This window comes from Rhodococcus sp. T7 (genome assembly GCF_009872365.1).
Taxonomy (GTDB): Bacteria; Actinomycetota; Actinomycetes; order Mycobacteriales; family Mycobacteriaceae; genus Rhodococcus_F.
In genome coordinates this window covers 1-24,604 of record NZ_WXYH01000055.1, presented here as the reverse complement: position 1 = coordinate 24,604, position 24,604 = coordinate 1, and the positions used below count along the sequence as shown (strand labels likewise).

General features: G+C 67.3%; 21 protein-coding genes and 2 pseudogenes. 9 read left to right on the top strand and 14 right to left on the bottom strand.

Going from position 1 to position 24,604, the window contains the following annotated elements; all coding sequences use genetic code 11:
• Positions 1–4: 4 nt before the first annotated feature.
• Both MLGJGCBP_RS07820 and MLGJGCBP_RS07815 read right to left on the bottom strand, forming a co-directional pair.
• Positions 5–370 (bottom strand): hypothetical protein, encoded by a 366-nt coding sequence (locus MLGJGCBP_RS07820; RefSeq protein ID WP_087559840.1) that lies wholly within the window; start codon positions 368–370, stop codon positions 5–7.
• A 46-nt stretch (positions 371–416) separates the two neighbouring features.
• Positions 417–1,580 (bottom strand): acyl-CoA dehydrogenase family protein, encoded by a 1,164-nt coding sequence (locus MLGJGCBP_RS07815; protein WP_160094669.1) that lies wholly within the window; start codon positions 1,578–1,580, stop codon positions 417–419.
• Positions 1,581–1,779: 199 nt separating this feature from the next.
• Between MLGJGCBP_RS07815 and MLGJGCBP_RS07810 the strand changes: the two genes are divergently transcribed.
• Both MLGJGCBP_RS07810 and MLGJGCBP_RS07805 read left to right on the top strand, forming a co-directional pair.
• Positions 1,780–3,309, top strand: a complete 1,530-nt coding sequence (locus MLGJGCBP_RS07810) for a PAS domain-containing sensor histidine kinase (RefSeq protein ID WP_160094668.1) — start codon at positions 1,780–1,782, stop codon at positions 3,307–3,309.
• 75 nt (positions 3,310–3,384) lie between these two features.
• Entirely contained in the window at positions 3,385–3,654 is a 270-nt protein-coding gene (locus MLGJGCBP_RS07805) for a hypothetical protein (RefSeq protein ID WP_083395744.1), read from the top strand.
• Positions 3,655–3,729: 75 nt separating this feature from the next.
• Here the strand turns inward: MLGJGCBP_RS07805 and MLGJGCBP_RS07800 are convergent, their stop codons facing one another.
• The 7 genes and pseudogenes from MLGJGCBP_RS07800 to MLGJGCBP_RS07770 form a co-directional block, all read right to left on the bottom strand.
• Positions 3,730–5,439, bottom strand: a complete 1,710-nt coding sequence (locus MLGJGCBP_RS07800) for an amidohydrolase (RefSeq protein ID WP_160094667.1) — start codon at positions 5,437–5,439, stop codon at positions 3,730–3,732.
• 34 nt (positions 5,440–5,473) lie between these two features.
• Complete coding sequence (locus MLGJGCBP_RS07795) at positions 5,474–5,992, bottom strand: DUF5134 domain-containing protein (RefSeq protein WP_160094666.1); 519 nt, start codon at positions 5,990–5,992, stop codon at positions 5,474–5,476.
• An 8-nt stretch (positions 5,993–6,000) separates the two neighbouring features.
• Entirely contained in the window at positions 6,001–7,440 is a 1,440-nt protein-coding gene (locus tag MLGJGCBP_RS07790) for an APC family permease (RefSeq protein WP_160094665.1), read from the bottom strand.
• Positions 7,433–9,391 (bottom strand): primary-amine oxidase, encoded by a 1,959-nt coding sequence (locus tag MLGJGCBP_RS07785; protein WP_160094664.1) that lies wholly within the window; start codon positions 9,389–9,391, stop codon positions 7,433–7,435. The genes MLGJGCBP_RS07790 and MLGJGCBP_RS07785 overlap by 8 nt, the downstream gene beginning before the upstream one ends.
• Before the next feature lie 169 nt (positions 9,392–9,560).
• Positions 9,561–10,130, bottom strand: coding sequence for a TetR/AcrR family transcriptional regulator (locus tag MLGJGCBP_RS07780; RefSeq protein WP_160094769.1), 570 nt, complete (start codon positions 10,128–10,130; stop codon positions 9,561–9,563).
• 52 nt (positions 10,131–10,182) lie between these two features.
• Positions 10,183–10,503, bottom strand: a complete 321-nt coding sequence (locus MLGJGCBP_RS07775) for a DMT family transporter (RefSeq protein WP_072937012.1) — start codon at positions 10,501–10,503, stop codon at positions 10,183–10,185.
• A 102-nt stretch (positions 10,504–10,605) separates the two neighbouring features.
• Positions 10,606–11,457: pseudogene (locus MLGJGCBP_RS07770) on the bottom strand (zinc-binding dehydrogenase); the annotation flags it as partial.
• A 624-nt stretch (positions 11,458–12,081) separates the two neighbouring features.
• On the opposite strand from MLGJGCBP_RS07770, the gene MLGJGCBP_RS07765 reads away from it, so the two are divergent.
• Complete coding sequence (locus tag MLGJGCBP_RS07765) at positions 12,082–13,887, top strand: zinc ribbon domain-containing protein (RefSeq protein WP_160094663.1); 1,806 nt, start codon at positions 12,082–12,084, stop codon at positions 13,885–13,887.
• Here the strand turns inward: MLGJGCBP_RS07765 and MLGJGCBP_RS51520 are convergent.
• Together MLGJGCBP_RS51520 and styD are read right to left on the bottom strand one after the other, a co-directional pair.
• A pseudogene (locus MLGJGCBP_RS51520) lies at positions 13,887–14,039 on the bottom strand (alcohol dehydrogenase); the annotation flags it as partial. The gene MLGJGCBP_RS07765 and the pseudogene MLGJGCBP_RS51520 overlap by 1 nt on opposite strands.
• Before the next feature lie 40 nt (positions 14,040–14,079).
• A complete protein-coding gene (gene styD, locus MLGJGCBP_RS07755) occupies positions 14,080–15,567 on the bottom strand; it encodes a phenylacetaldehyde dehydrogenase StyD (protein WP_160094662.1) in 1,488 nt (495 codons plus the stop codon).
• Positions 15,568–15,739: 172 nt separating this feature from the next.
• On the opposite strand from styD, the gene MLGJGCBP_RS07750 reads away from it, so the two are divergent.
• The 4 genes from MLGJGCBP_RS07750 to MLGJGCBP_RS07740 all read left to right on the top strand — a co-directional run bounded on the left by MLGJGCBP_RS07750 (position 15,740) and on the right by MLGJGCBP_RS07740 (position 19,085).
• The gene (locus tag MLGJGCBP_RS07750; protein ID WP_012689757.1) at positions 15,740–16,405 is read left to right on the top strand and encodes a helix-turn-helix domain-containing protein; all 666 of its coding nucleotides are present in this window, start codon (positions 15,740–15,742) and stop codon (positions 16,403–16,405) included.
• A gap of 303 nt (positions 16,406–16,708) precedes the next feature.
• Positions 16,709–18,256: an acetyl-CoA hydrolase/transferase family protein gene (locus MLGJGCBP_RS07745; protein WP_236580975.1), complete on the top strand. Its 1,548-nt coding sequence runs from the start codon at positions 16,709–16,711 to the stop codon at positions 18,254–18,256.
• 1 nt (position 18,257) lies between these two features.
• Positions 18,258–18,386, top strand: coding sequence for a hypothetical protein (locus MLGJGCBP_RS53160; RefSeq protein WP_268960730.1), 129 nt, complete (start codon positions 18,258–18,260; stop codon positions 18,384–18,386).
• A gap of 111 nt (positions 18,387–18,497) precedes the next feature.
• Positions 18,498–19,085 (top strand): cupin domain-containing protein, encoded by a 588-nt coding sequence (locus tag MLGJGCBP_RS07740; protein ID WP_087562436.1) that lies wholly within the window; start codon positions 18,498–18,500, stop codon positions 19,083–19,085.
• A gap of 68 nt (positions 19,086–19,153) precedes the next feature.
• On the opposite strand, the gene MLGJGCBP_RS07735 is transcribed toward MLGJGCBP_RS07740, so the two are convergent.
• Positions 19,154–20,509 (bottom strand): ammonium transporter, encoded by a 1,356-nt coding sequence (locus tag MLGJGCBP_RS07735; RefSeq protein WP_160094661.1) that lies wholly within the window; start codon positions 20,507–20,509, stop codon positions 19,154–19,156.
• Positions 20,510–20,689: 180 nt separating this feature from the next.
• On the opposite strand from MLGJGCBP_RS07735, the gene MLGJGCBP_RS07730 reads away from it, so the two are divergent.
• Complete coding sequence (locus MLGJGCBP_RS07730) at positions 20,690–21,238, top strand: HutD/Ves family protein (protein WP_160094660.1); 549 nt, start codon at positions 20,690–20,692, stop codon at positions 21,236–21,238.
• A 285-nt stretch (positions 21,239–21,523) separates the two neighbouring features.
• Here MLGJGCBP_RS07730 and MLGJGCBP_RS07725 read toward each other — a convergent pair whose 3' ends face one another.
• Positions 21,524–22,120, bottom strand: a complete 597-nt coding sequence (locus tag MLGJGCBP_RS07725; protein WP_160094659.1) for a hypothetical protein — start codon at positions 22,118–22,120, stop codon at positions 21,524–21,526.
• 128 nt (positions 22,121–22,248) lie between these two features.
• Positions 22,249–23,793, bottom strand: coding sequence for an MDR family MFS transporter (locus MLGJGCBP_RS07720; RefSeq protein WP_087562433.1), 1,545 nt, complete (start codon positions 23,791–23,793; stop codon positions 22,249–22,251).
• Positions 23,794–23,931: 138 nt separating this feature from the next.
• On the opposite strand from MLGJGCBP_RS07720, the gene MLGJGCBP_RS07715 reads away from it, so the two are divergent.
• Positions 23,932–24,525, top strand: coding sequence for a TetR/AcrR family transcriptional regulator (locus MLGJGCBP_RS07715; RefSeq protein WP_160094658.1), 594 nt, complete (start codon positions 23,932–23,934; stop codon positions 24,523–24,525).
• The last annotated feature ends 79 nt before the right edge of the window (positions 24,526–24,604 follow it).

Below are 24,604 nucleotides of genomic sequence, written 5' to 3'. Positions count from 1 at the left end.
TCGCTCACACGCCGAGGTCGACGTCTTCGCGGACGGTGAGCGCGCGGCCGATGCGGGCCTCGATCTTCGCGTATCGCCACAGCGTGTACTCGCCGACCGTGGTGGTGCGGAAGAGGTTGCAGACGTCCTTCACGGTCTCCTGGGTGTCGACGTCGGCGAGGATGTAGCACGTCCACGGCCAGCCGTCCGACGGTCCCACCATGTGGCTGTCGTCGTCGATGTCCCCGATCACCCGGACGCCCGGCGTCTCGGCCAGCGCGTCCATCATCCCGGAGAACGCCTTCCACACCAGCCCGCCCTGGCCGGTCGGGAGGTCGAAGAAGTTCTGGTTGATGCCGATGCAGAACAGCACTCTCAGTGGTGCGGTCATGGTTGTACTCCTGAAGGGTCGGTGGTGGTCGGGGTGCGTCCGGTGCTCAGATGAAGCCGGGGAACGGCGGGATGTCCATGAGCACCGCACCGGCGCTGTCGTAGATGCCGTCGCCGAGGAAGGCGTGCTGCGGCGGGACCAGTGCCTCGCGCATGTACCGCTGCATCGCGTTGCCGTCGTAGATCGCGCCGGTGCCCGACAACTGGAATGCGGTGTGCACGGCGGACGCGCCAGCCTTGGCGACGTGGGTCGAGGACAGGCGGAGAAGTGCCGCAAGCTTTTCCGGGACGGGATCACCGTCGACCACCGTGGCGTACGCCTCGTCCGTGACCTCGTAGAAGAAGGCGCGGGCGGACCGCAGCGTCGCCTCCGCCTTGGCCAGGTCGATGCGGTAGTAGGCGCGGTCGGCGAGCTTGGGCGCCCCGGTGATGCCGGTGCGTCCCGCACCGACCTTGATCGCGTGGTCGAGCGCGGCACGTCCCACTCCGAGATTGACGACGGCCAGCACCTGGGCGGCGTACGCGATGGAGGGATAGCGGTAGAGGGGTTCGTCGACGGTGGGGGTTCCGCCTCGGATGAACGTCCAGTCCTCGGGCACGACGACGCCGTCGACCTTCAGTTCGTGGCTTCCGGTACCGGAGAGCCCGACCACGTCCCAGTTCTCGACGATCTCGACGTCCTTCGGCCACAGCAGGGCGGTGCGGGGCTTGCCCGCGGTGGAGTCGCCGCCCCGGATGCCCACACCGAGGATGTCGGCGCCCTTGCATCCGCTGGCGAACTTCCACTGCCCGCTGATCTTCAGGCCACCCGGCACCTGTTCGGCGGGTTGCACCGGGAACAGACCGCCGGCGAAGACGAGGTCGGGGCTGTCCTTGTACAACTCGGCCTGCGTCGCGAGGGGTAGCGCCGCCAAGTAGACGAGGGCGGAGCCGAAACTCGCGACCCAGCCCGCCGACGCGTCCACCGCGGAGATTCGTTCGATCATCCGAAGGAACTCGCTCGGGGGCAGTGCGTCGCCACCGAACTGCCGGGGGGTGGCGGCGCGGTAGATGCCGACCTGCTTGAACTCGTCGATCATGTCGCGAGGCACGAACTTCTGGCGTGCGAACTCTTCCCGCCGCAGGGCGACGTGCTCGAGGACGTCCTCGAACGACAGCGTCCCGTTCGCGGCGGTGTCCGTCGTGTCGAGGGTCGGTGCGGTGGTGGTCATCAAATACTCCGATCGACGCGAAGTAGAAGGGGTGGGGCGTGTTTCGTGTCGAGTTCCACGCTATTGCGGTGGCGGGCATCACTCAATCGGTGCTTCCTCCCGCACACGTGCAGAGATGTCGCCTCGGAGTAAAGGATTTCCCTATCGTGTCCGCGGTCTGCACTCTCAGTAGACTCGACGTGAGCCCAAGGAGGCCGCATTGTCCGATCTCGCGCCGTCCGACTACGAACAACTCGTCGAGTCGCTCCGCTACTGCGTCCTGGTCCACGATGCGGCGACCAAGGACATACTCTGGGCCAACAGGGCTGCGTCGGAACTGCTCGAGTTCACGGTCGAGGAACTCAAACCGCTCAAGGCCCCCGACATGAGTTCGCCGGCGAAGCGTTACCGCCGGTCGGTGGGACGGCGGTGGTTGCAGGAGGCCGTCGACAACGGGGCGGCGGTCACCGAATGGGCATATCGCGCGAAGAGCGGACGAGAGGTCCTGACGGAGGCGATCGCGATCCGGGTCGAGTTGAGCGCCCGGACCGTGGTGATGGTGCAGTTCCGCGACATCGAGCAGGAAACGTCGATGCGCCGCGACCTCACGCGCACCGAGGCCGACCTCAGCCGCACCGAGGCCCGCCTGGCCGCGTTCCTGCGGAACATGGCCGAAGGCATCCTGGTCCTCGACGACGACAGCCGCATCACGTATGCGAGCGAGGCGGCCTCGGAACTCCTGAAGGTCCCGGTGGCATCGCTTGTCGGCGAACGTTTTACGGAGTTCTGCCGGGCGGGGCAGTCACGAGAGAGCGTGCGCCGGGCCCTGGATCTCACGACCGCCGACGGGGGTTCCCAGAGCCTGCGCTACGAGGTGGAACTGACAGCCGAGGAGCGCCGCTGGCACGCGGGAAGCTGCCAGCACATCGCGATCGAGAACGATCTGAGCGGGCACCTGCTGCTCTTCCACGACGTCACCGAGCACGTCCGCACCGAGCAGGAGCACGAGCGGGACTCGCAGTACCTCAACTACCTGGCCCGCTACAACGCGATGGGCGACATGGCCATGGCCATCGCGCACGAGTTGGCCCAGCCGCTCGCGGCCGCCACCAATTTCATCGCCGGAACGCAGAGCCGGCTCGGTGACGGGCACAGCAGTCGCGACGAGGTGAGCTGGGGCCTCGGGGAGGCGCGCAAGCAGATCGACCGGGCCAATCAGATCGTCCGGAGCCTGCGCGAATACGTGACGCAACTCGAGGAGTCCCAGCAGATCGTCGACCTCAACGACATCGTCGACGAGTGTGCGTATTTCGTCGACATCCGCGGCCGGCAGAAGGGTGTTCACGTCGAGTACCTCCGCGCGCCCGGGCCGGTCGCCGTCGTGTGCGAGCGGGTGCTCACCGGGCAGGTCATCCTCAACCTGTGTTTCAACGCCATCGACGAGATGGCGGAGTGGCCGGCCGCCGACCGCATCGTGACGGTCCGCACCGACGCCACCGCGACGGAGGGCGTCGTGAGCGTCGAGGACCACGGCAAGGGTCTCTCGCATGTCCCGGACGGCCGAATCTTCGACGGCGTGTTCACCTCGAAGTCCACGGGTCACGGAATCGGACTTGCGCTGAGCCACCGCATCATCAGCCGCCAGGGCGGGACGATCACCGCACGCGAGAACGATCCGCACGGGGCGGTCTTCACCTTCACGCTGCCGGTCGACCCTACCGCTGAGCGACCAAATGTTGCACAGGGGTAAAGGTTTCTTGGATTCCGTTGAGCACGATCCGGTTCTAGCGTTATGGGAAAACCACCGCGGCCCCGGAGGTACCTCGTGGACTATTCGCATCACCATCGCACATTCCTGACCTGTTACGCCGACACCCACCGCTACGGCTGGCATCACGTCGACCTCTTCGTGCACGACGAGCACGGCAACGAAGTGAACTGGGTGCACTGGCAGGTGCGGGAGGACGGACCGGACGGCGCCGACGTGGCCACCGCGCGCGTCGAGCCGAACCTGCGGCGGACCACCGACTGGCAACGCGGAATCAGCGCCGACGGAAGCGAGTACTGGATCGCCGAGGCTGCCTGGGCGCAGTGACGTGCCCGGACGCCGAACGGCCGGTTCACCTACAGCAGTGGTGAACCGGCCGTGCGGATGTCGTCGGTATCGGGCCTACGCGACACTCTCCGTGACGCGCTCGAACACGACCTTCCCGCCCAGCACGGTGGTGACGACCTGCATCGCGGGGATGTCGTGCGGGTCGATGGTCTCGAGGTCGCCGTCGAGGATGCACAGGTCGGCCACCTTGCCGGCCTCGAGTGACCCCTTCCAGTCCTCGGCGAAGTCCTGCCACGCCGCGTTGATGGTGTAGGTCCGGACGGCATCGGCGAGCCCGATGGTCTGGTCGGGTCCGCTCACCGCGCCGCTGGCCTTGCTCTCCCGCAGGATCATCGTCGAGATGCCCTGGCGCCAATCGGGCGGTGTGACCGGTGCATCGGAACTGCTCATCAGGTGCACCCCGGATTCGACGGCGCTGCGGTACGGCCATTCGTAGGCGGCGCGTTCGGTCCCGACCACCCCGACCTCGAGGTCGGCGATCGTCCACTTGATCGTAGGGTTCATGTTGACGCCGATATCGTTGTCGGCCAGTCGCTTCAGGGTGGCTTCGCTGATGAAGTCGCCGTGGATCAGGTAGTGCCGGGCGTCGTCGCGGGGGTGCGCGTTCTGGGCGGCGATGATCGCCTCGGCGACGGTGTCGATGGCACGGTCGCCGGTGACGTGCACACCGATCTGGTAGCCGGCTTCGTGGCCGATGCGGACCATCTCGGTCACCTCGTACACTTGCCGCTCGTCGGTGTCGCCGCCGACGCACAGGGAACCGCAGCCGCCGCCGACGTACTCCTCGTGCATCCACGCGGTCTTGCTCGGCGGGATGCCGTCGGCGAACACCTTCACCCCGAGAACCCGGAACATCCGCGGGTCCACCGTGTCCGGAACCTCGATGTCGGCGAGGTTCTTCCCGAAATCCTCGGCGGAACCGGACATTCCGGTGGGCAGGAGGAGAAGATTGACGCGGGCGCCCAGTTCTCCGCGTCGGGCGAGGTCGGCATACACCGACAGGCCCTCCGCGCCCATCGCGCCTCCGGCGAGGGCTTCGCCACCGGGGCCGATCGCCGGGTCGGTGAAGCTGGTGATCCCCTCGCTCTGCAGGATCGAGATCGCCGAGCGGAGTGCTTCCTCCCGGCGCTCCCGGGTAAGGGCCGGCAGAACCCGCTGCACGAGGGCCTGCGCTCCCTCCATGACGATGCCGGTCAGCAGGCCGTCCTCGCCGGTGGGCATGAGGCTGCCGGGCGGCAGCGGGGTCGTCTCGTCGACCCCGGCGAGGGCGAGCGCCGCGCTGTTCACCCACGACGTGTGCCGGGAGAAGTCCTGCAGGAACACGGGATTGTTCGGGGACACCTCGTCGAGGTCCCAGCGGGTCGGCGTCCGCCCCTCCTCGGCGAGGCATTCGTCGAGATAGCCGTCGTCCCAGCCCGTTCCGATGATCCAGGTGCCGTCCTCGGCGGCCGACGCGGCCTCCCGCACGCGTTCGCGGACGTCGGCGATCGACCGGACGGCCGGGAACGACACGTCGAGCGACAGCGGCGGCGTGTCCAGTCCGTAGGCGATGGCGTGCAGGTGTGAATCGTTGATTCCGGGGAGGATCGTCTTCCCTTCGAGATCCGTGACCACGGTGTCCGGTCCGATCAGGGCTTCGATCTCCGCGTCGGTGCCCACCGCATGGACGAGTCCGTCGCGGACCGCGAGGGCGGTGGCGATCGTGAAGTCCTCGTCGACGGTGAAGACCTTGCCGCGGGTGTAGACGGCATCGGCGTAACTCATCGGTTCCTCCAGGGTGCTGTCGGTGGGAGGGCGGTCAGACGGCCATCGGGGCCATGCCCAGAATCATCAGTGCGGATCCCGCTGCCGCGGTCTTGACACCGGAACGCTCGCGGCGCGGGGTGGAGCGGTAGAGATACAGGGTCGACAGTGCCCAGCACACGAGCACGACGAGGGGAAGCCAGCCGGTCGAGATTCCTGCGCCACCGTGGTGGTGGCCGGAGGGTGCCGGCGTAGACGCCGCCGGGGTGGCGGCGGACATCGGCGCCAGGAGCAGCAGCACACCCATGGCCGTGAGGTCGACCGCGCAGGGAACCGCGGTCCGGCGGTGCATCGTCTCGCCGGTGACGAACACGGCGAGGCCGATGAGGACGGCACCCTCGAGCAGGTGAATCCCTGCCGGCACACCGGGGATCATCATCGCGACCATGGACAGCGCCATCGCGGCGTGCGCGATCCGAACCCGGCAGTCGGTTCCGTGTGCCCGCCACATCGGGACGAGGGCACCGACCGCTCCGACGAACATCGCCGCGTGCACGGCAGGGATCTCGAACATCGTCGGACTCAGATCGTGGGAGTGAGTTCGCGGTGCTGCGCGACGTCGGCGCGGCTCTGCCGGGTGACCCGGGCGACGACCAGTCCGGCGACGAAGAACAGTGCGATGACGGCGAGCAGGATGTCCGCGAGCAGTGCCGACCCGCCGATCAGGGTGGTGAAGTTGTCGAGCACCAACCAGGTGACGGCCACCAGTCCCACACATCCGAGCACGGGGGCGATGCGGGTGTGCCAGAGCCGGGTGTCCAGCCGGGTGCGGGCGAAGAACGCGATGATCGCGACGCTGGTGAGCACCATCAGCACCAGGATGCTCACGGTGGCCAGACCCGCCATCCAGGTGAACAGTTGCAGCACCGGGTCTGCGCCTGCAAGTGCGAACACCCCTACGACCACCGTCGCGGAGATCGTCTGGGCGATCGAGCCGACGTGCGGGGAACCGTGCTTGGGGTGGGTGCGGGCCAGTGCCCGCGGGGCCGCACCCTTGCGGGCCAGGGCGAACACGTACCGGGAGATGGCGTTGTGGAACGCGAGCAGCGCGGCGAACAGGCTCGTGACGAGCATGATCGCCATGACGTCGGCGGCGGGTCCGCCCAGGAACTGCGCGGCCGCGGCGAACGTCAACCCGGCAGGGTCGGCGGCAGCGGCCGCGGAGACGTTGTCGCTGCCGAACGCGAGCACCACGGCCCAGCTTGCCAGGGCGTACACCAGCCCGATGACGATGACGGCGGCGTACGTCGCGATCGGGATCGTGCGCCGGGGGTTGCGGGCCTCCTCGCCGTAGATCGCGGTCGCCTCGAAGCCGATGAACGACGCGATCGCGAACATCAATGCGACACCGGGGGATCCGCTGAAGAACGACGTCGGGGTGAACGACGCGAAGTCGATACCCGCGGCCCCGCCCCGCACCAGGACACCGAACGACAGCGCCAGGATGATGCCGATCTCGAGGACGAGGAGGACACCGAGCACCTTGGCGCCCAGATCGATGCTGCGGTATCCGAGCACGGCCACCAGCGCGATGAGGACCAGCGCCCACATCCACCAAGGCAGGTCGGGTCCGCCGTACTGGACCACCAGTCCCTGGATGGTCGCGGCGGCCAGGCCGTACACGGCGGCCTGGATGGCGGTGTAGGTCAGCAACGCGAGGCCGGCGGCCCCGAGCCCGCAGGATTCGCCGAGACCCTTGGCGACGTAGGCGTAGAACGCGCCGGTGTCGACCATGTGGCTGCTCATCGCCGCGTATCCGACGCTGAAGACGAGCAGGACCAGCGCGGCGATGAGATAGGCGGTCGGGGCGCCCGCGCCGTTGCCGATCGCGATCATGACGGGCAGGGCGCCGCCGATCGCCGTGAGGGGAGCGGCGGCGGCGATGACGAGGAAGACGATCCCGACGACGCCGATGGATCCGCGCAGCTTGCCGGCTCCGGAACCGGTGGTGGTGTCAGGCATGAGTGCCCCCGTCCGAGTGGCAGCTGCTGCCTCCGGTCGAGCAGTGCTTCGACGTCGTGCGGGGCACGTCGAGGGAGGGGTTGCGGTCGAAGAAGCCGTTGGGCTTCAACGTGAATCCGGTGTAGTCGACGGGCATGATCGGCCAGTCCTCCGGTCGCGGGAAGTGGGTGAGACCGAACGTGTGCCACACGACGAGGTCCTCGTTCTCCAGATCGCGGTCGCCGGCCACGAAGCTGGGCAGTCCGGCACCGCCGGCGTGCTGGTTCACGAAATCGCCTGCCGCGTACCGCTCCTTCTCGTCGAACTGCGTGACCCACAGGTGCTTGGTGGCGAACGTCGCCCGCGCCGCGATCGACGAGTCGTCGTCGGCCAGCAGGATCGGCTGCCCCTCCGGGTGCAGCGCGTACGCCACCGGCTTGCCCAGACGGTTCAGCTTGTTCGGGTTGCTGATGTGCCACACCCGTCCGACGCTGTTGTCCGCGAGGCGCTGCGCCTCGGATTCCTTCGTCAGCGGTGTGCGCTCGAGGGTGAACGCATTGCCGTGCACGTTTCCGGGGCCCATCTTCACCCGCTTGGTCTGCACCTCCTCGACGGAGTTGCGGTCGCCGTCGATCATCATGTCGAGGCGGGCGCTGAACAGGTGCTGGTGATACGGGGCGCCGAGGCCGGGGGCGATCTCCGACGCGTACGGGTAGTCGCCGCCCGGGTGACCCGACGTGAAGACGACGCCGGTGGCCTTGACCTCGAACTCGATGGTGCCGTCGAGGTAGAGGTACCAGAAGAAGCCGTAGTCGTAGTTGCCGATCGTGGTGAAGAAGGAGACGACCAGGCGGCGCTGGCGGCGCGTCTCCGCCGAGCCGGCCCACAGGTCGGTGTGCTTCCACAGCACGCCGAAGTCCTCCTCGTGCATGCACACCGCGTTCTTCAGCGTCTTGGGACTGCCGAACTCGTCGGCGATGACGGCGTCGAAGTAGGTGATGTCGCCGACGCAGTCGCAGCCGAGTTCGAGGGCGTTCGCGTAGCGGCCCACCATGTACTCGCCGGTGTCGAAGTAGTTCTGCCACGACCGGACCGGTGAGGGGTCGCCGTAGGGCACGACCATCTCGGCGATGGACGCGCGGTGGATGATCGGGCGGACCTGGTCGCCGTCGGCGAATCCGAGCTGATGGAGGACCAGTCCCTCGCGGGCGTCGAAGCCGACGCGGAACGACCACTTCTCCCAGTCGACGCGGTTGCCGTCGACGACGAAGCTGGGGCCGTCGGGCTGGGTGATCTCGATGGGCTTCTGGGTGGTGCGCAGCGGGCCGGTGACGGCGAGGTCGTCGAAGTTGCCCGACTCCTCGGGGATCGGGACGGCGCCGAGGTCGAGGACGTCGGTGACGGTCCGGTTCATGACGTCGACGAAGCCGACGAGCCCGTCGATCGGGTGGGCCCAGGCGTGGTCCTTCGGGTGGTCCTGGCGGAACGCGAGCCCGCGGAGGATCCGCTTGCCGGTCTCGCCGGGGTAGTCGAAGACGCCGGCCGAGAGGGGAGCGACCCGGACGTCGGCGACGTCGAGTCCGCGGGCGGCGAGCGCGGCGAGCCAGCGTTCGTCGGCGGACAGCACCTGCTCGACGAGTTCGAATTCCTCGTCCAGGACCGGCATCTGACCGTCGCGGGTGGCGTCGAGGGTGACCGAGCTGATCACCGACCGCTGAGTCACGGACACCACGACGTCCACGGCGTTGGGCGACGAGATGTCATGCAGCAGAACGCGGAATCGGCGATCGGTCTCGTTGGTCTCGGCCGGGTACAGCGTCGACTTGTCCGGTTCCTCGAGACCGACGTAGACGAATCGCGTCTGCTCGGTCAGCGCGTCGGCGGCCTCGAGGATCTCGCGGAGCGATGCGATCTCTTCGACGGTCGGCAGCGACAGCGGGTGGTCGATACGCGCAGGGGAAAGGGTGGGCATGTCGCGATCCTTTGGTTCTACGGGTGTTGAATAAAAAGCTTAGTGACGTACGTTACAGCCGAGGTGCCCTCGTGTAAACAGTGAATTTCGGATCCGGACATACTGGGCGTCCGGTCAAAGGTGCGCTATCGGACTCCGCAGCAACGGAATTGGACGAGCGTACGAAAAATCAGAGAGTGGTGACGAACCGCTCGAGCATCTCCAGCTGACGCTCCGCCGACGTCTCGCCCGGCGTGAGGACACCCAGAATCTGCATGCCCATCATCATGTTGAGCAGTTGCTCGACCACGATCGTGACGTCGATGTCGCCGACGGTGCCCTCCTCGCGGGCCTGCTCGAGGAAGATCGCCATCTGCTCGCGCCAGCGGTCCATCGTCCGCCGGTTGGTCGCGGCCATTTGCTCGTCGTACATGGCCCGCGGCCACAGGGAGGCGGCGATCCGGGCCTCGAGGAGTTTCTCCTCGTTGATCGGCATCACCTCGCGGCACAGGATACGCAAGGCGTCGAGGCCGGTCGCGTCGCCGAGCGCCTCCGTGATCCGGCGATCCGTGGCCTCGGAGATGTGCTCGTACGACGTCCGGAGGATCTCGTCCTTGCCCGCGAAATAGTGGCTCAGGGCGCCGTTGGTGTACCCGGCCTCGGTGGCGATGTCGCGCATGTTCGCGGCCTCGATACCGCGGGCCGCGATCAGCCGCCAGGCGGCGGCGGTGATGCTTCGCCGACGTTCGTCGTGATCCACGAGCTTAGGCACGACGTGTTCCTGCCCCACCAGCGATCATGCGACCACGGTATCAATGAGCTCCGCCGAGATTGAGCACGACCACTCCGGAGACGACGAGACCCAGTCCGAAGATCTTCGTCGCGGTCAGCGGTTCACCGAGGAAGGCGGCCCCGATCGCGACGATCGCCGCCGTCCCGAGCCCCGACCACATTGCGTAGGCGATCCCGACCGGCACCGTCTTGACCGCCTGCGACAGGAACAGGAACGCGACGACGTACCCGGCCAGGCACCCGACCGTCGGCCACAGCCGGGTGAAACCCTCAGTGGACTTCAGCAGGCTCGTGCCGAACACCTCGGCGGCGATCGCGGCGAGCAGGAACACGTACGGCATGGCACTCCATCACGAATCAACGGACATATCGGGCGTCCGTGACAGAGAACCACGCCGGGAGCGGCGGCGCGCACGCCGCCCCACCGCCCCCGGTGCGAGCACCTACGAGTACATGATGACGCCGCGGACGTTCTCGGCCTTCCGCATGGCCTCGTAGCCGTCGTTGATCTGATCGAGTGTGTATGTCCTCGTGATCATCTCGTCCAGCTTCAGCTGACCCTCCATGTACAGGCGGAGCAGGTGCGGGATGTCGAACCGGATGTTCGCGTTCCCGAACCACGCGCCCTTGAGGGTCTTGCGCATCGCCGTCAGATCGAACAGGTTCAGATCGACGTCGTTCTGGGTGACGTCGCCGACCGACACGTGGACGCACGTGCCACCCTTCGCCACCAGGCTCATCGCCGGAGCGATGATGCGGCCACTCGCATTCGCGACGGTGATGAGCACCTTGGCCGCGAGCTGGCCCCACGTCAGGTCCTGGAGGAGGGGGAGGGCCTCGTCGATGCTCGCCGCGGTGTGCGTCGCGCCGAAGATCTTGGCCTGCTCCCGCTTGAACTCCGACGGGTCGACGACCACGACGTGCCGGGCACCGGCGAGCGCGGCGCCCTGAACCGCCCCGCACCCGACGCCGCCCATGACGATCACCACGACGGTCTCACCGGCCTGGACGCCGGCGGCGTACACCGACGACCCCCAGCCGGTCGTGACACCGCAGCCGACCAGCGCCGCCTTGTCGAGCGGGATGTCCTTCGTGATCTTGACGCACGACGCCTCGTTGACCACCGTGTACGGCGAGAACGTTCCGATCAGGCACTGGATGGCAGCGTCCTTGCCGCGAACGTGATGCCGCGCCGTGCCGTCCGAGATCTGCCACCCTTCGAGCAGGTGGGCACCCAGGTCGCAGATGCTGGACTGTCCGGTCGCGCACTGCCGGCACCGCCCGCACGCGGGGATCTATCAGTTTCTGGCCCTGTCTGTCACCGGGAATTGGTGACTGCGGAGTTCGTGGGCTGTCGGTCGTCGGGTGCGCAATGGCGCCGACGGAGGCCCGGTTGCCTTCTCGGCGCTCGGGTTCGAGTCCCCAACTCTGTAGCCGCGCAGACCCGGGACGCCTCTCCAAGAAGGGCTGTATCAGGTTGTGCAGGAGAGACTCCCGAGAGGGAGGAGGTATTCATTGGGGTGCCGGGTGCCGGGTTCGGTAGGACGGGAGGGATCGCCAGCCGATCAGCAAAATGTTGCGGGAGAATGCTATTGGTGCGGGATATCGGATCTGTAAGGATCGCGGTTCGTGTCTCGAGGAGAGCAGCGAGCAGGGTGCGGGCGGACGCTCGACCCTGCGGCTCGGGCCGACACCTAGTGGTGGGATGTGGCGGGATCGACTTGCTTAGTTCATAGGTGGCGCGGATCGAGCGGTTCTTTGTCGGAGGTCGGCGTTACAGTCGAGGCCCTGCGAGACGTGGGGTAGCAGACCGTGGGAAACGGAGGTAATCGATGAGCTTGCCGAGCGGCGGCGATTCTTCACGGGAGAGGAATGAGCCCGGGTCCCTTCGGGGTGTTCCTGGCGCCGGGTCGGCTGGCGTGAGCGGGCCGGGATCGACGGCGCCGCGGCAGTTCGCGTTCACCACCCGCGCCCATGTGGCGGTCGACGACGCGACCGGTGCTCCGATCGGACTCGACGACGTCGACACCCGGGTGGGGTGGTTGCTCGACCTGATCACGGCGGCCGGCACCGAGTTGACGGCACGGCTGTGGCAGCCGGTCACGTTCGACGTCCTCGCGGCCGGGGTGGACCGGCAGGACCGTCGGATGCTTGCGCAGGGGCATGTCGCCGCGGCCCGCCTCGGCTGGAACCCGCACTACCCGGACGGGGTGTACGTGCCGTCGAGGGTGAGCAGGGTGGTGACGGCGCAGGTGATGGCGTCCCTGCGGATCCTCGCCTACCGGGATACCGCGATCACGGCGCTGTCTGAGCGGTTCGACCCGGCCACCGGTCGGATAACCCCGCCCACCGCCGCCGCGGACATGGTGCCGTTGGGCTTCGCTCGGGGTGTGCGGCGCCAGCTCGTCGCCCGTGCTCGCCGGACCGAAGACGCGCAGTCGGCGCGGTTGCGGATCACCGACGTCCAGGGACCACCGCAGACGAGCGCGATGGCCCGACTCTCGGCCGCCGATCGGCAGCTCGCACAGATTACTGTGATCGGCCGTGAGCTGGTGTTGACGGTGAAACTGCCCACCAGCCCCGCCCCTACGGGACGGGGGCAGTGGCGGCGGGTCCGGCTGACCGCCACCATCCCCGGGCACCTGCACGGCCGGGCGATCACCGACTGGCATCTGCCGACGCTGGTTCTCGATCACCGGGGGCTGTTGTGGCGGTGCGCGGCGACCGAGTTCGTCCCCGGAGGTGATCTGGGATCGGCGACCGTTGCGGTGGGGGTGGATTGGTCCCCGTCCACGCTCGGTGCCGCCGCCATCACCACCGAGAACTCGGACGGGTTGTCCTCGGATTTTCGGGGTTGGACGTACGACGACCGCGGCCTCGGGACGAAACTGGCGCGCCTGCAGACCGAGGGGCAGTTGCTGCACCGCAAGGCGGCCCGGTTGGAGAAACTGGCTGTCGCCGCCGAACCCGAGGTCCGCGCCCGGCTGGAGACGAAGATCGCCGTCCTGAACGGGCACCGGACTGCGGTGGGCGTCAAACGCGGGAAGATCAATCGAGAGCTGGGATTCCACTTCGCCCGCCAGACCGCCGACTACGCCGAGGCGGCGGGCGCGACGGTGATCGCGGTGGAGGACCTCACGACCCTCGAGACCCGCGGGCACGGACGGGTCAACAACAACCGGGCCGCGCAATCGGCCCGCCGCAAAGCCGTCACCGCCCTCGCCCACACCGCCGCCGGGGCCGGTGTGACGGTGGTGTCGGTGCCGGCCCGCGGATCCTCCGCGCAATGTCCGGGCTGCGACGAACCCCTCTCGCGCCCCGGCGGCTACCACGACGCGTGGTGTTCCCGCTGCCTGGTCGGCGGCAACCGCGACCACATCGCCGGGGTCAACCTGGCCAAACGCGCCCTCCTCGGCAAAACCAAGGTCACCCGGCGGCGGGGGCAGCTGCCCGCGGTCCGGGTCGCCGAGCACGCACCGGTCCGCAAGTCCCGGGACAAGACCAGTCCGACCCCGAGCCGGCCGCGGCATCGCCGGGTCCGCCGCAGCCGGCCCACCGTGACACCGCGGGCGGGGGTGATTCCGAAACAGCATGTTCCTGCACCTCGAGCGTCGGTGTGGGACACGGTCAAACTCGCACCACCTCACGGTGATGCGGGTAGCCGTGACACACGTCCATCTCCGACACACGCCACACCAGCGGCAGATAGTATGAGATCTACGTAGACGCTGCCGTCCCGGACGTGTTCGTCCGAATGGCACATCCCCGACGCCGCCAACTGCAGCAGCACCTCCCCGTGCTTCGGCGGGTCGAGTTCCAGTTCTTCGATCTGCCACGGCTGACCGGGCTCCCACAGTACGGCGGCCTGGGTCTTCATGTGTCCTGCTCCTGTCCGACGACGTCGATGGTGTACGGGATCAGAGAATGATCGTGACGACCTTCTCCTCGGTGTTGGCTTCGATTCCGGCCCAGCCGAGTTCGCGTCCGGTGCCGCTGGTCTTCATGCCGCCCCAGGGCAGGGCGGGATCGATCGGTGCCCAGCCGTTCACGGCCACCGCTCCGGCCCGGACCTTGCCGGCGAGGATGTGGGCGTGGGACACGTCGCGCGTCCAGATCGAGGCGGCGAGCCCGTAGTCGGTGGCGTTGGCGATTGCGATCGCCTCGTCGGTGGTGTCGAACGCGATGACGGTGCCGACGGGTCCGAAGATCTCCTCCCGCGCGATCTTCATGTCGTTGTTCGCGTCCGCGAAGATGGTCGGCTGGACGAAGAACCCGTCCCCGTCCGGGCGGCCACCGCCGGCGGCGACGCGGGCGCCCTCGCTGCGTCCGGCCGCGATGTAGTCGAGGACGGTGTCGCGCTGCTTCGCGTTGACCAGGGCGCCCATCGTGGTGGCCGGGTCGAACGGGTCGCCGAGAACCTGCGCGGACGCGGCGGCGGCGAGACCGTCGACGACCTGCGAGTACAGCGACCGGTGCACCAGGATGCGGGTGCCCGCGGCGCAGACCTCGCCCTGGTTGAAGAACAGTCCCATGGCGGTGCCGTTGATGGCGGCCTCGAGGTCGGCGTCCGGGAGGATGATCTGCGGGGACTTGCCGCCCAGTTCGAGGGTGGTGCGCTTGAACGTGTCCGCGGCGCGCTTGGCGATGATCCGGCCGACGCGGGGGCTGCCGGTGAAGCTGATCTTGTCGACGCCGGGGTGGGCGGCGAGTGCGTCGCCGGCGATCTCGCCGAGGCCGGACACGATGTTGACGGTGCCTGCCGGCAGTCCGGCCTCCTCGAGCAGCGTCGCGAGGTGCAGGATCGACAGCGGTGCGTCCTCCGGCGGCTTCACCACCAGGGTGTTCCCGGCGGCCAGGGCGGGGGCGATCTTCCACGCCGAGATCATCAGCGGGGTGTTCCACGGGACGATCGCGCCGATCACGCCGACCGGTTCCCGGACGGTGTACGAGTGGGTGGGCTGACCGAAGTACCCGGCGGTCGGGATGGACTGGCCGGTGATCTTGTCGGCCCAGCCGGCGAAGTGCCGGAACGTGCCCGCCGCCATCGGGATGTCGAGCATGGTGGGCTGGCCGACGGGCTTGCCGACGTCGAGGGCCTCGAGCCGGGCAAGGATCTCGGCGTCGCGCTCGATGAGATCGGCGACCTTGTTGAGGATCCGTCCGCGGGCGGCGCCGGGCAGTGATCCCCATTCACCGTTCAGCTGGGCGCGAGCGGCCCGGACGGCGTCGTCGATGTCCTGCCCGGTTCCGGCGGCCACGTCGACGAGGGGGCGGCCGGTGGCCGGGTTCAGGTCCGTGAACGTTCCGCCGTCCGACGCCGGACGCCACTGCCCGCCGATGAACAGCTGCGTGGCGGTTCCATCAGGAAGTCCTGTGGCACTGACGTTCTCGTGTACTGCGGTCATGGCGTCAACTCTCCCGGTGGTGTTGTGATGGCTGTCACAAGCATGCGGGCGAGGGGGCGGCGTCGTCTTGCACGCACGCGCATGGTTGTTGCTCGTATGCGCACCGATTCGCGGTCCGGGGGCCGCCGAGTCGCGGTTTCCTGACAGTAAACAGCGCTGTTACGATGCGGACGTGACGACTCGACCCGAGACCGAGGTTCACCGTGACACGGGAGACCCCGCGCCCGTCGAGCGGGAGGTGCCGTCCGACACGCCGACCGGGCCCGATCTGGAGAAGGTGATCGCACGGCAGGTCCGGGCGCTCCGCAAGGCCAGCGGGCTGTCCGTCGGCGACATGGCGGCCAAGGTCGGGATCTCCAAGGCGATGCTGTCGAAGATCGAGAACTCGCAGACCTCGTGCAGTCTGTCGACGCTGGCGCGTCTCGCCGCCGGACTCGACGTGCCGGTGACCTCCCTGTTCCGGGGTGCCGACACCGCCCGCGACGCAGTGTACGTCGAGGCGGGCCACGGTGCGGTCATCGTCGGACGCGGCACCCGGGTAGGGCACCACTACGAACTCCTCGGCGCCCTGCGCGGGCAGCACAAGCGACTCGAGCCGGTGCTGGTCACGCTCACCGACGCCAGCGAGACGTTTCCGCTGTTCCAGCACGCGGGCACCGAACTGCTCTACATGCTCGAGGGCGTCATGGTCTACGGGCACGGCGAGGCCGAGTACACGCTGCGGCCGGGCGACTCGCTGCTCCTCGACGGCGAAGGCCTGCACGGTCCCAACGACCTCGTGCGGTTGCCCATCCGGTTCCTCGCCGTCACCGCGTATCCGGACCATCACGAGGAGTGACGACCAGAACGGCGGCCTGCGCTGCTGCTTGTGACCGAGCGTCGGAAGTAGGGGGAGGATCGTTGTGCGCCCCGCTCGCGGCACCGAGAGGCGTGGTGGTGACGAGGATCACGCGTCGGCGAGACTTCGAGTGCTGTTTCGACGGGCGAGCCGGTACGGCCGACGAGCGGCACGCCGCTTGCGACGAACGGTCGAGCGTCGACGACGCCGGCGCGTTCTAGCCTATGACCTGGCGAACATCCCCCTTTTGGGGGTGTCGGCATCACAATCCGCGCTCCTACACTGGCCGCCGTGAGCATCCAGATCAGTGCCCCCGCGTCGCAGTCGAGCCGGATTCGAAACTCGGTATTCCGGCGGAAGGTGACCGTGGCGGAAGAGGCGGTGAAGGTCATCGGTCACGGCGACACCGTCGCGGTCAGCGGCTTCGCCAGTGCCGGGACACCGAAGGCGATCATCCCGGCACTGGTCGGCCGAATTCACGCTGCCCGCGCAGCCGGCTCGAACTTCACCATCGACCTGCTGACCGGGGCGTCCGTGTCGACGGAGACCGAGCGAATGCTTGCCGAGGTCGACGGAATCGCGCTGCGGATGCCCTACCAGGCGGAATCCACGGCTCGGCAGAAGATCAACGCGGGGCGGATGGATTACGTCGACATTCATCTGTCGCACGTGGCGCAGCAGGTGTGGGAGGGCTATTACGGTCCGGTGAATGTCGCCGTCGTCGAGGTCGCCGGCATCACCGAGACCGGCGAATTGATTCCGTCCGCGTCTGTCGGAAACAACAAGACCTGGCTCGATGTCGCGGAGAAGGTCATTCTCGAAGTCAACTCCTGGGTCCCGGATGCGATGGACGGCATTCACGACATCTATTACGGCACCGCACTGCCCCCGCACCGCCGGCCGATCGAGCTCACCGACGTCGAGGACCGCATCGGTCAGCCGCACTACCGGGTGGACCCGGGCAAGGTGGTCGCGGTCGTGGAGACGAATGCGCCCGACAGCGCCAGCCCGCTGACGGCCCCGGACGCGGTCAGCGAGGCGATCGCTGCCCACGTGCTGGAGTTCTTCGACCACGAGGTGAGGCGTGGCCGGCTCCCGGAGAACACGTTGCTGCCGCTACAAGCGGGCGTCGGAAACGTCGCCAACGCCGTCCTCGGTGGTCTCGACCGTGGCCCGTATCGGGGATTGACCTGCTATTCCGAGGTGATCCAGGACGGCATGCTGCACCTGATCAAGCACGGCACCGTGCGGTTCGCGTCGGCCACGGCGCTTGCGCTCTCGGAGGCCGGGATCGCCGAGCTGACGTCCAACATCGACTTCTACCGCGAACACATCCGGCTGCGCCCGCAGGAGATCAGCAACCACCCCGAGGTGGTACGTCGGCTGGGGATCATCGCGATGAACGGGATGCTGGAGGCCGACGTCTACGGAAACGTCAATTCGACGCATGTCATGGGGACCAAGATCATGAACGGCATCGGCGGTTCGGGGGACTTCGCGCGCAACGGCTACCTGTCGATGTTCCTCAGCCCGTCCACGGCGAAGAACGGGGCGATTTCGTCGATCGTCCCGATGACCCCGCACGTCGATCACACCGAGCACGACACCCAGGTTGTGGTGACCGAGCAGGGCCTGGCCGACTTGCGGGGGTTGTCGCCGCGTCGCCGGTCCAGGGCGATCATCGAGCGCTGCGCGCATCCGGAATTCCGGCCGCTGCTCACCGACTACGTCGAGCGGGCGCAGGCCGCTCCGGGAGCCGCAGGCCATACGCCGCATCTGCTCGGGGAGGCGTTCTCGTTCCATCAGCGGTACCTTGCGACCGGCACCATGCGCGCCTTTCACGAAGAATGAGGTGACTGCCGAGGCGCAGATAAGTGGGGGTGACCCGGCGGAGCACGTCTCGGGGATCTTCGTCCTGGGATCCGACGACCTGTACCTGTCCGCGTGGCGGCTGGGGCGCCGCGTCCGGATTGTCGAGTAGGACCCATACCTGGACCATCACGAGGAGTGACTCCGCCGACCGCGATTTCGGCCTTCCTCCACGCCGTGTGCCGGGCGTAGAGTGGCGGGTGGTCGAAAGGTCGTGGTAGCAATGTTGGCGACAGTTCAGATAGCGTCCGGTGGAAAAGCGGCGCTGCCCTTCGACCCCGCCGAGCCGGTCAGCCTGGCCACCGCGGGGGCGATCGGTCTCTACTATTTCGATTACGGCACCGATGCGCTGATGAATGCGGATGATCACGGCGACTTCTACGTCGTTCAGATCCCGCTGTCGGGAACGGCCCGAATTACTTGTGGTGCAGAAGAATTCGACTCGACCATGACGGTCGCGTCGATTCTGTCGCCGGGACGCCCCGCCACCATGGAGTGGCACGAAGGGCATTCTCAGCTGATCGTCCGACTGGCGCGCGGAACCCTCGAGGAGCACCTGCAGGAAATTCTCGGAAGTCCACTCGAGCAACCGCTGCGATTCGAGCCGCAGATGGAACTCGGCAGTCCCGCTGTGTGCAGGTGGCGTGAGGCGGTCGAATTGCTCGAACACGAAGTCGCGAATCATGCGGCAATCACGGGTGATTCGGCCGCAATGGAGGAATTCGATCGAATCGTGCTGACCCAGTTCCTGTCCGCCCAGCCGAACAACTACAGCGACAGGCTGCGGAGTCTGGCTCAGAGCCTGACGTAGTCGGCGACGCAACAGGGCCCTGCCCGCGGAAGGCTGCGGACAGGGCCCGGTTTTGCGTGGGCGCTGGATCAGGCCTTCGCGGGGTCTCCCACCGCTTCGGCGGCGATGGCTTCCGCGCCGAGCACCGCGTCCACGCCGTGCTTGGATGCGCCGGTGAGGCCGACGGCGTCGAGCACGTACGCCGTCTCGCCGTGTACGGACACGTCGAGGCCGTCGTATTCGCTGTCCTGGTCGGCTCGGATGCCCATGAACTTCTTCAGTGCCAGGACGATCACCAGGGTGACGACGAAGCAGTAGGCGAGAACGGCTGCCACGGCGACGCATTGGCGCCACAGCACGTCGAAGCCGCCGCCGTAGAGAAGTCCCGCTGCGCCGTTGGGTGCGGCCGGATCCGCGAGGAACCCGATGAGGACGGTGCCGAGGATGCCGCCGACCAGGTGCACGCCGACGACGTCGAGCGCGTCGTCGTAGCCGAGCCGGTACTTCCAGGAGACCGCGAAGCAGCAGACCGCGCCGGCCGCGGCGCCGACCGCCAATGCGCCGAGGGGCGAGACGGCGCCGCAGGCGGGCGTGATGGCGACCAGGGCGGCGATCAGTCCGGATGCCGCGCCGAGCGACGTGGCCCGGCCTTCTCGCAACTTCTCGACGGCCAGCCACGCGCAGATGCCTGCGCACGCGGCGGCGACCGTGTTGAGGATGACGACGGACGCGCTGTTACCGGCGGACAGTGCCGAGCCGCCGTTGAACCCGAACCAGCCGAACAGCAGGATGCCGGCGCCGAGCATCGTCAGGGGAAGGCTGTGCGGGCGCGGCGAGACGGGGAACGTCTTGCGGGTCCCGAGAACAAGGACGACGGCGAGGGCGGCAATGCCCGCGTTGATGTGCACCGCCGTGCCGCCGGCGAAGTCGATGGCGCCGAGGGTGTTGGCGATCCATCCGCCGATCACCGAACCGTCTGCCGAGTCGAACGCGAAGACCCAATGGGCGACCGGGAAGTAGACGAACGTCGCCCACAGGCCGGCGAACAGCATCCACGCGCCGAACTTCATCCGGTCGGCCAGCGCACCCGAGATGAGCGCCACGGTGATAGCGGCGAACAACAGCTGGAATCCGGAGACCAGCGCGGGTGGCAGTCCGGGTTCGGCGGGGGCGTCCAGCAGCGAACTGGAGCCGAAGAACTCGAGCGGGTCGCCCAGGAGGCCGAGGCCGCCGAGGGAATTGCCGAGCACGGCCGAGTAGCCGAAGACGATCCACAGCACCCCGACGACGGCGAACGCGCCGAACGTCATCATGGCCATGTTGAGCGTGTTGCGCACGCTGACCATCCCGCCGTAGAACATGGCCAGGCCCGGCACCATCAGGCTCACCGCCGTGAAGGCCGCCAGAATCCAGGCGGTGTCGGCCGCAGCGACTGCTTCGTTCATAGTCGTCCACCTTGATCGAGGATGGCGGGACACTCGCAGTGTCCGCCGATGGGAATCAATGTCTATCGACAGTGAACCAAAGCGGAGATTGCGAAAATAGTGCGCTACATGACGAATGGGTTAATGATGAGATTGAGAAACAAAGTATCGTGACAGTGGACAACACTGTGAGGAGGAATGGTGACAACAGCTCGCGAAGTACGCATCATCCGTCGCGCGGATCGTCGCGTCACGCCGTGGGCCAATGGTGCAGGGACCACCGCGGAGATCGCCACCGGTGCCGCGTCCCGGTGGCGGTTCAGCGTCGCGACGCTCGACGGGAGTTCGACGTTCTCGCCGTTCCCCGAGGTCGACCGCATCTTCACGGTGATCGGCGACTATCCGGTGTCTCTCGACTTCGGCAACGCCCCGACGGTGATTCCGCGCCTCAGTCCGACCCCGTTCGCCGGTGAGGACGGCCCCGCCTGTGTGGCGGCCGGGGCGACCGAGGCGTTCAACGTCATGGTCCACCGGTCCACGACAGCCGCCTCGGTGGACATCGTCGATGTCGGAACGGGACACGAGATAGCCGCCGACGGGCGGGTTGCCGTCCTCGTCCTGGTCCTGGGCGGACGCCTCACGACGGACCTCGGGTCTCTCGAACCCGGCGACTGCCTGCTCGTCGAACAGGGGTCGGCGCACCTGTCCGGACCGGCGTCGGTCGTTCTCGCCCAGATCCTCCCCAGGTGAGCGGCAAAGCGTGCCGGGGCACACTTTGGCACTCACCTGGGGGATTCACTTCGCGGTCGATTCGCACCGTCAATGCGTCGGGTGATGCACGGTGCATCACTTGTGGATGCCGGTGATGCATGGTGCATCACCGAAGGTCGCGGCCAGATGAGAGCGGTTCCAATCCGGAATCGGCGTGCACTCTCACTCGGTTCGATGGGAAATGGCTGCACCAAGGGGTTGTGGCGGTGGTGATGCACGGTGCATCGCCACAGAATTTGGTGATGCACCGTGCATCACCACGGTTCAGTCCGCCAGCAGGTCGTGGGCGATGGCGCGGATCCGATCGTCCTGCCCGCCCTCCGCAGCGAGGTCGGCGGGCGATTGTCCGTCCGGGAGCCACCCGGATGGGCTGATCCACCGGGAACTCACTCCCCAGGGGTCGTGCGTGGCGTTCAGGAGCTGGTTGATCTCCGCGACGACTGGCCGGACCTGCGCGGTCGCGGCGTCGAATTGGAAGCTGGGGTAGAGGTAGCGCCCGCCGATCTCGTATCCGATGATGTCTCCGCGTTCGCGTAACCGGCCGGCGGGGCTGCGTCGGTTGCTTACGCGGGAACGCAGGACATCGGCGACATCGCTGGCTTCGAGATGCGGATGGTCGAAAATCGCCCGTCGAGCCGTGGCCTCGGTGCGGGCCCGCGCGATCGACTCCGACACCACGTGCGCGGGCACCGCCGAGGCGACGGAGGCGCTGAGGGTGGGGCCGGAGGCGACGAGCGAGAGAAGGGCGTCGCGCACCGAGCTCATCGACTCACGGTTGGCGACCTCGCGGGCGAGGATGGCGAAGAACTCGCCGTCGGACAGGGCGCGGAGTTCCGCGCCGAGGTCATGGTCGATGCCCATGCTCGTCTCCCTGCGTGCGACGGTAACAGCAGCATACGTCGTTGTCGCTTCTGTTCTTTCGTCTGGACCATCTCACACCAATGCTCGAGAGCATGACTTCGGCCGCCCAAGATTTGGGCGGCCGGCGGTCAGTGTCCGATGCTATCGGCGGGCTCGGCGACGTCGTCCGGGGTGAGGGTCTCCCGGAGCGGCACTTCCTTGATGAGCCAGGCGAGGACGAACGCGGCCGCGGCGATGACGGCCCCCCACAGGAAGATCGCGTGGGTGCCGTTGACGACGGCCTGTTTGAACACGACCTGCACGGCCTCGGGAAGTTGGTGCAAGGCCGCCGGGGTCATCCCGGATGCGCTGGGCGTTCCCTGCCCGCCGGTGTCGCCCAACGACGACGTGAGCTGGTTGGCGTAGATCGCACCGAGCAGGGCGACTCCGATCGATCCGCCCATGTTGCGGGCGAAGGTGGCGGTGCCGGTCGCGGTGCCCATGTCTCGGATCGGCACACTGTTCTGGGCGATCAGGTTCGTCGTCTGCATCAGGCAGCCCATTCCGACGCCGAGCGCCACCATGTAGAGACCGGTCTGCGCGATCGAGGTGTTCGCGTCCATGGTGGAGAACAGCCACAGGCCCACCACCAGCATGGCGGCGCCGACGATCGGGATCGCCTTGTAGCGCCCGGTCTTGGTGATGAGCAGGCCACCGGCGAGTGAGACGACCATGGCCGAGATCATCATCGGCATCAGCAGCAACCCGCTGTTCGTGGCGGATTGGCCCTGAACGAACTGCTGGAACTGCGGCAGGAAGGTGACGCCACCGAACATGGCGAATCCGACCACGAATCCGAGGGCACTGGCCACGGAGAAGTTCCTGCTGGAGAACAGTTGCAGGGGGATGATCGGCTCCGCGGCCCGGCGTTCGACGATCAGGAAGAGGGCGAAACCGACGACGGCCACGACCGCGAGTCCGATGATCTGCCACGAGCCCCACGCGTACTGGCTGCCACCCCAGGTGACCGTGAGGACCAGCGCGGTGATCCACACGCTGAGCACGCTCGCACCCAGCCAGTCGATGGACAGTTGGGCCGCCTTCTTCGTGACCTCACCCGGCAGGGTCAGGGTGGCCCACACCACGACCAACGACAGCAGTCCCAGGGGGAGGTTGACGTAGAACACCCACCGCCAGGACAGGTTGTCGGTGATGAAACCGCCGATCAGCGGTCCGCCGATCATTGCCGCCGGCATCACGGCCATCATGATGCCCTGATACTTGCCGCGTTCGCGGGGGGAGACCATCAGCCCGATCACCGACATGATGCCGACCATCAGACCGCCCGCGCCGAGCCCCTGGATGGCCCGGAACAGGATCAACTGGAGCATGTCCTGGCTCATCCCGCACAACGCGGAACCGATCAGGAAGATCGTGATCGAGGCCATGAAGGTCGCCTTGTGGCCGAACAGGTCGCCGAGCTTGCCCCAGATCGGGGTGGCCACCGTCGAGGCGAGGATGTAGCCGGTCACCACCCAGGACAGGTGGTCCAGCCCGCCCAGATCGCCGACGATGGTCGGCAGGGCAGGGGAGACGATCATGTTGTCGAGCATCGCCAGAAGCATCGCGATGACCAGTCCGCTCATGGCGGTGATGATCTGACGCGGCGTCAGCGCTGCGGTTGCCTCGGGCATGTCGATGGCCTTCCGGGATCACGTGTGTGTGGTCGAGTACCCTGAACAGGGGCTACTAACCGATCGGTAAGTCACCGTACTCACTTACCGATCGGTCAGCAACCCTGGTCCGATCCGGGAACGCGAGAGGTGGTCACTGTGAATGCACCGGAGGATGCCAGCCGGACCGGCACCCGTGAGCGGATTCCTGCCGTCGCATTGAAGTTGTTCGCGGAGAAGGGCTACGAAGCGACCTCGATGCGTGAGATCGCCGAGCACTTGGACATGACCAAAGCGGCGTTGTATTACCACTTCGACAGCAAGGAAGACATCGTCCGGGTCCTGGTGGCCGGCCTGCTCGAGCAGATCGTCGAGCTCGTCGACTGGGCCCGCACGCAACAGCGCGGCCCGGACCTGCGGATGGCGGTGCTCTCCCGATGGCACGACATCATGCAGGCGCGCGGCCTGGCACTGTTCCGCTTCGCGGTCGCCGACAACCGGGTGTTCAAGGAAGCCGGCCCGGACAAGCTCAGCATGACCCGGCACCTCTCCGACCTCTACGAAATCCTCACCCCCACCGACGCGACGGTGGAGGATCGATTGCGCATCCGGCTCGCGCTGATGTCGATGAACATGGCCGGCATCGCCGCGAAAACCATCGACGCCAGTGATGACGAAATCCTGTCCGCGGCCCGCAAGATCGCGTCCGAACTGATGCCCGGCGACAACGACACCGACTTCGACGGACGGTGACGAACGGGATTGTCGTCCAGATCCCCAGGTGAGCGGCAAAGCGTGCCGGGGCACACTTTGGCACTCACCTGGGGGAGTC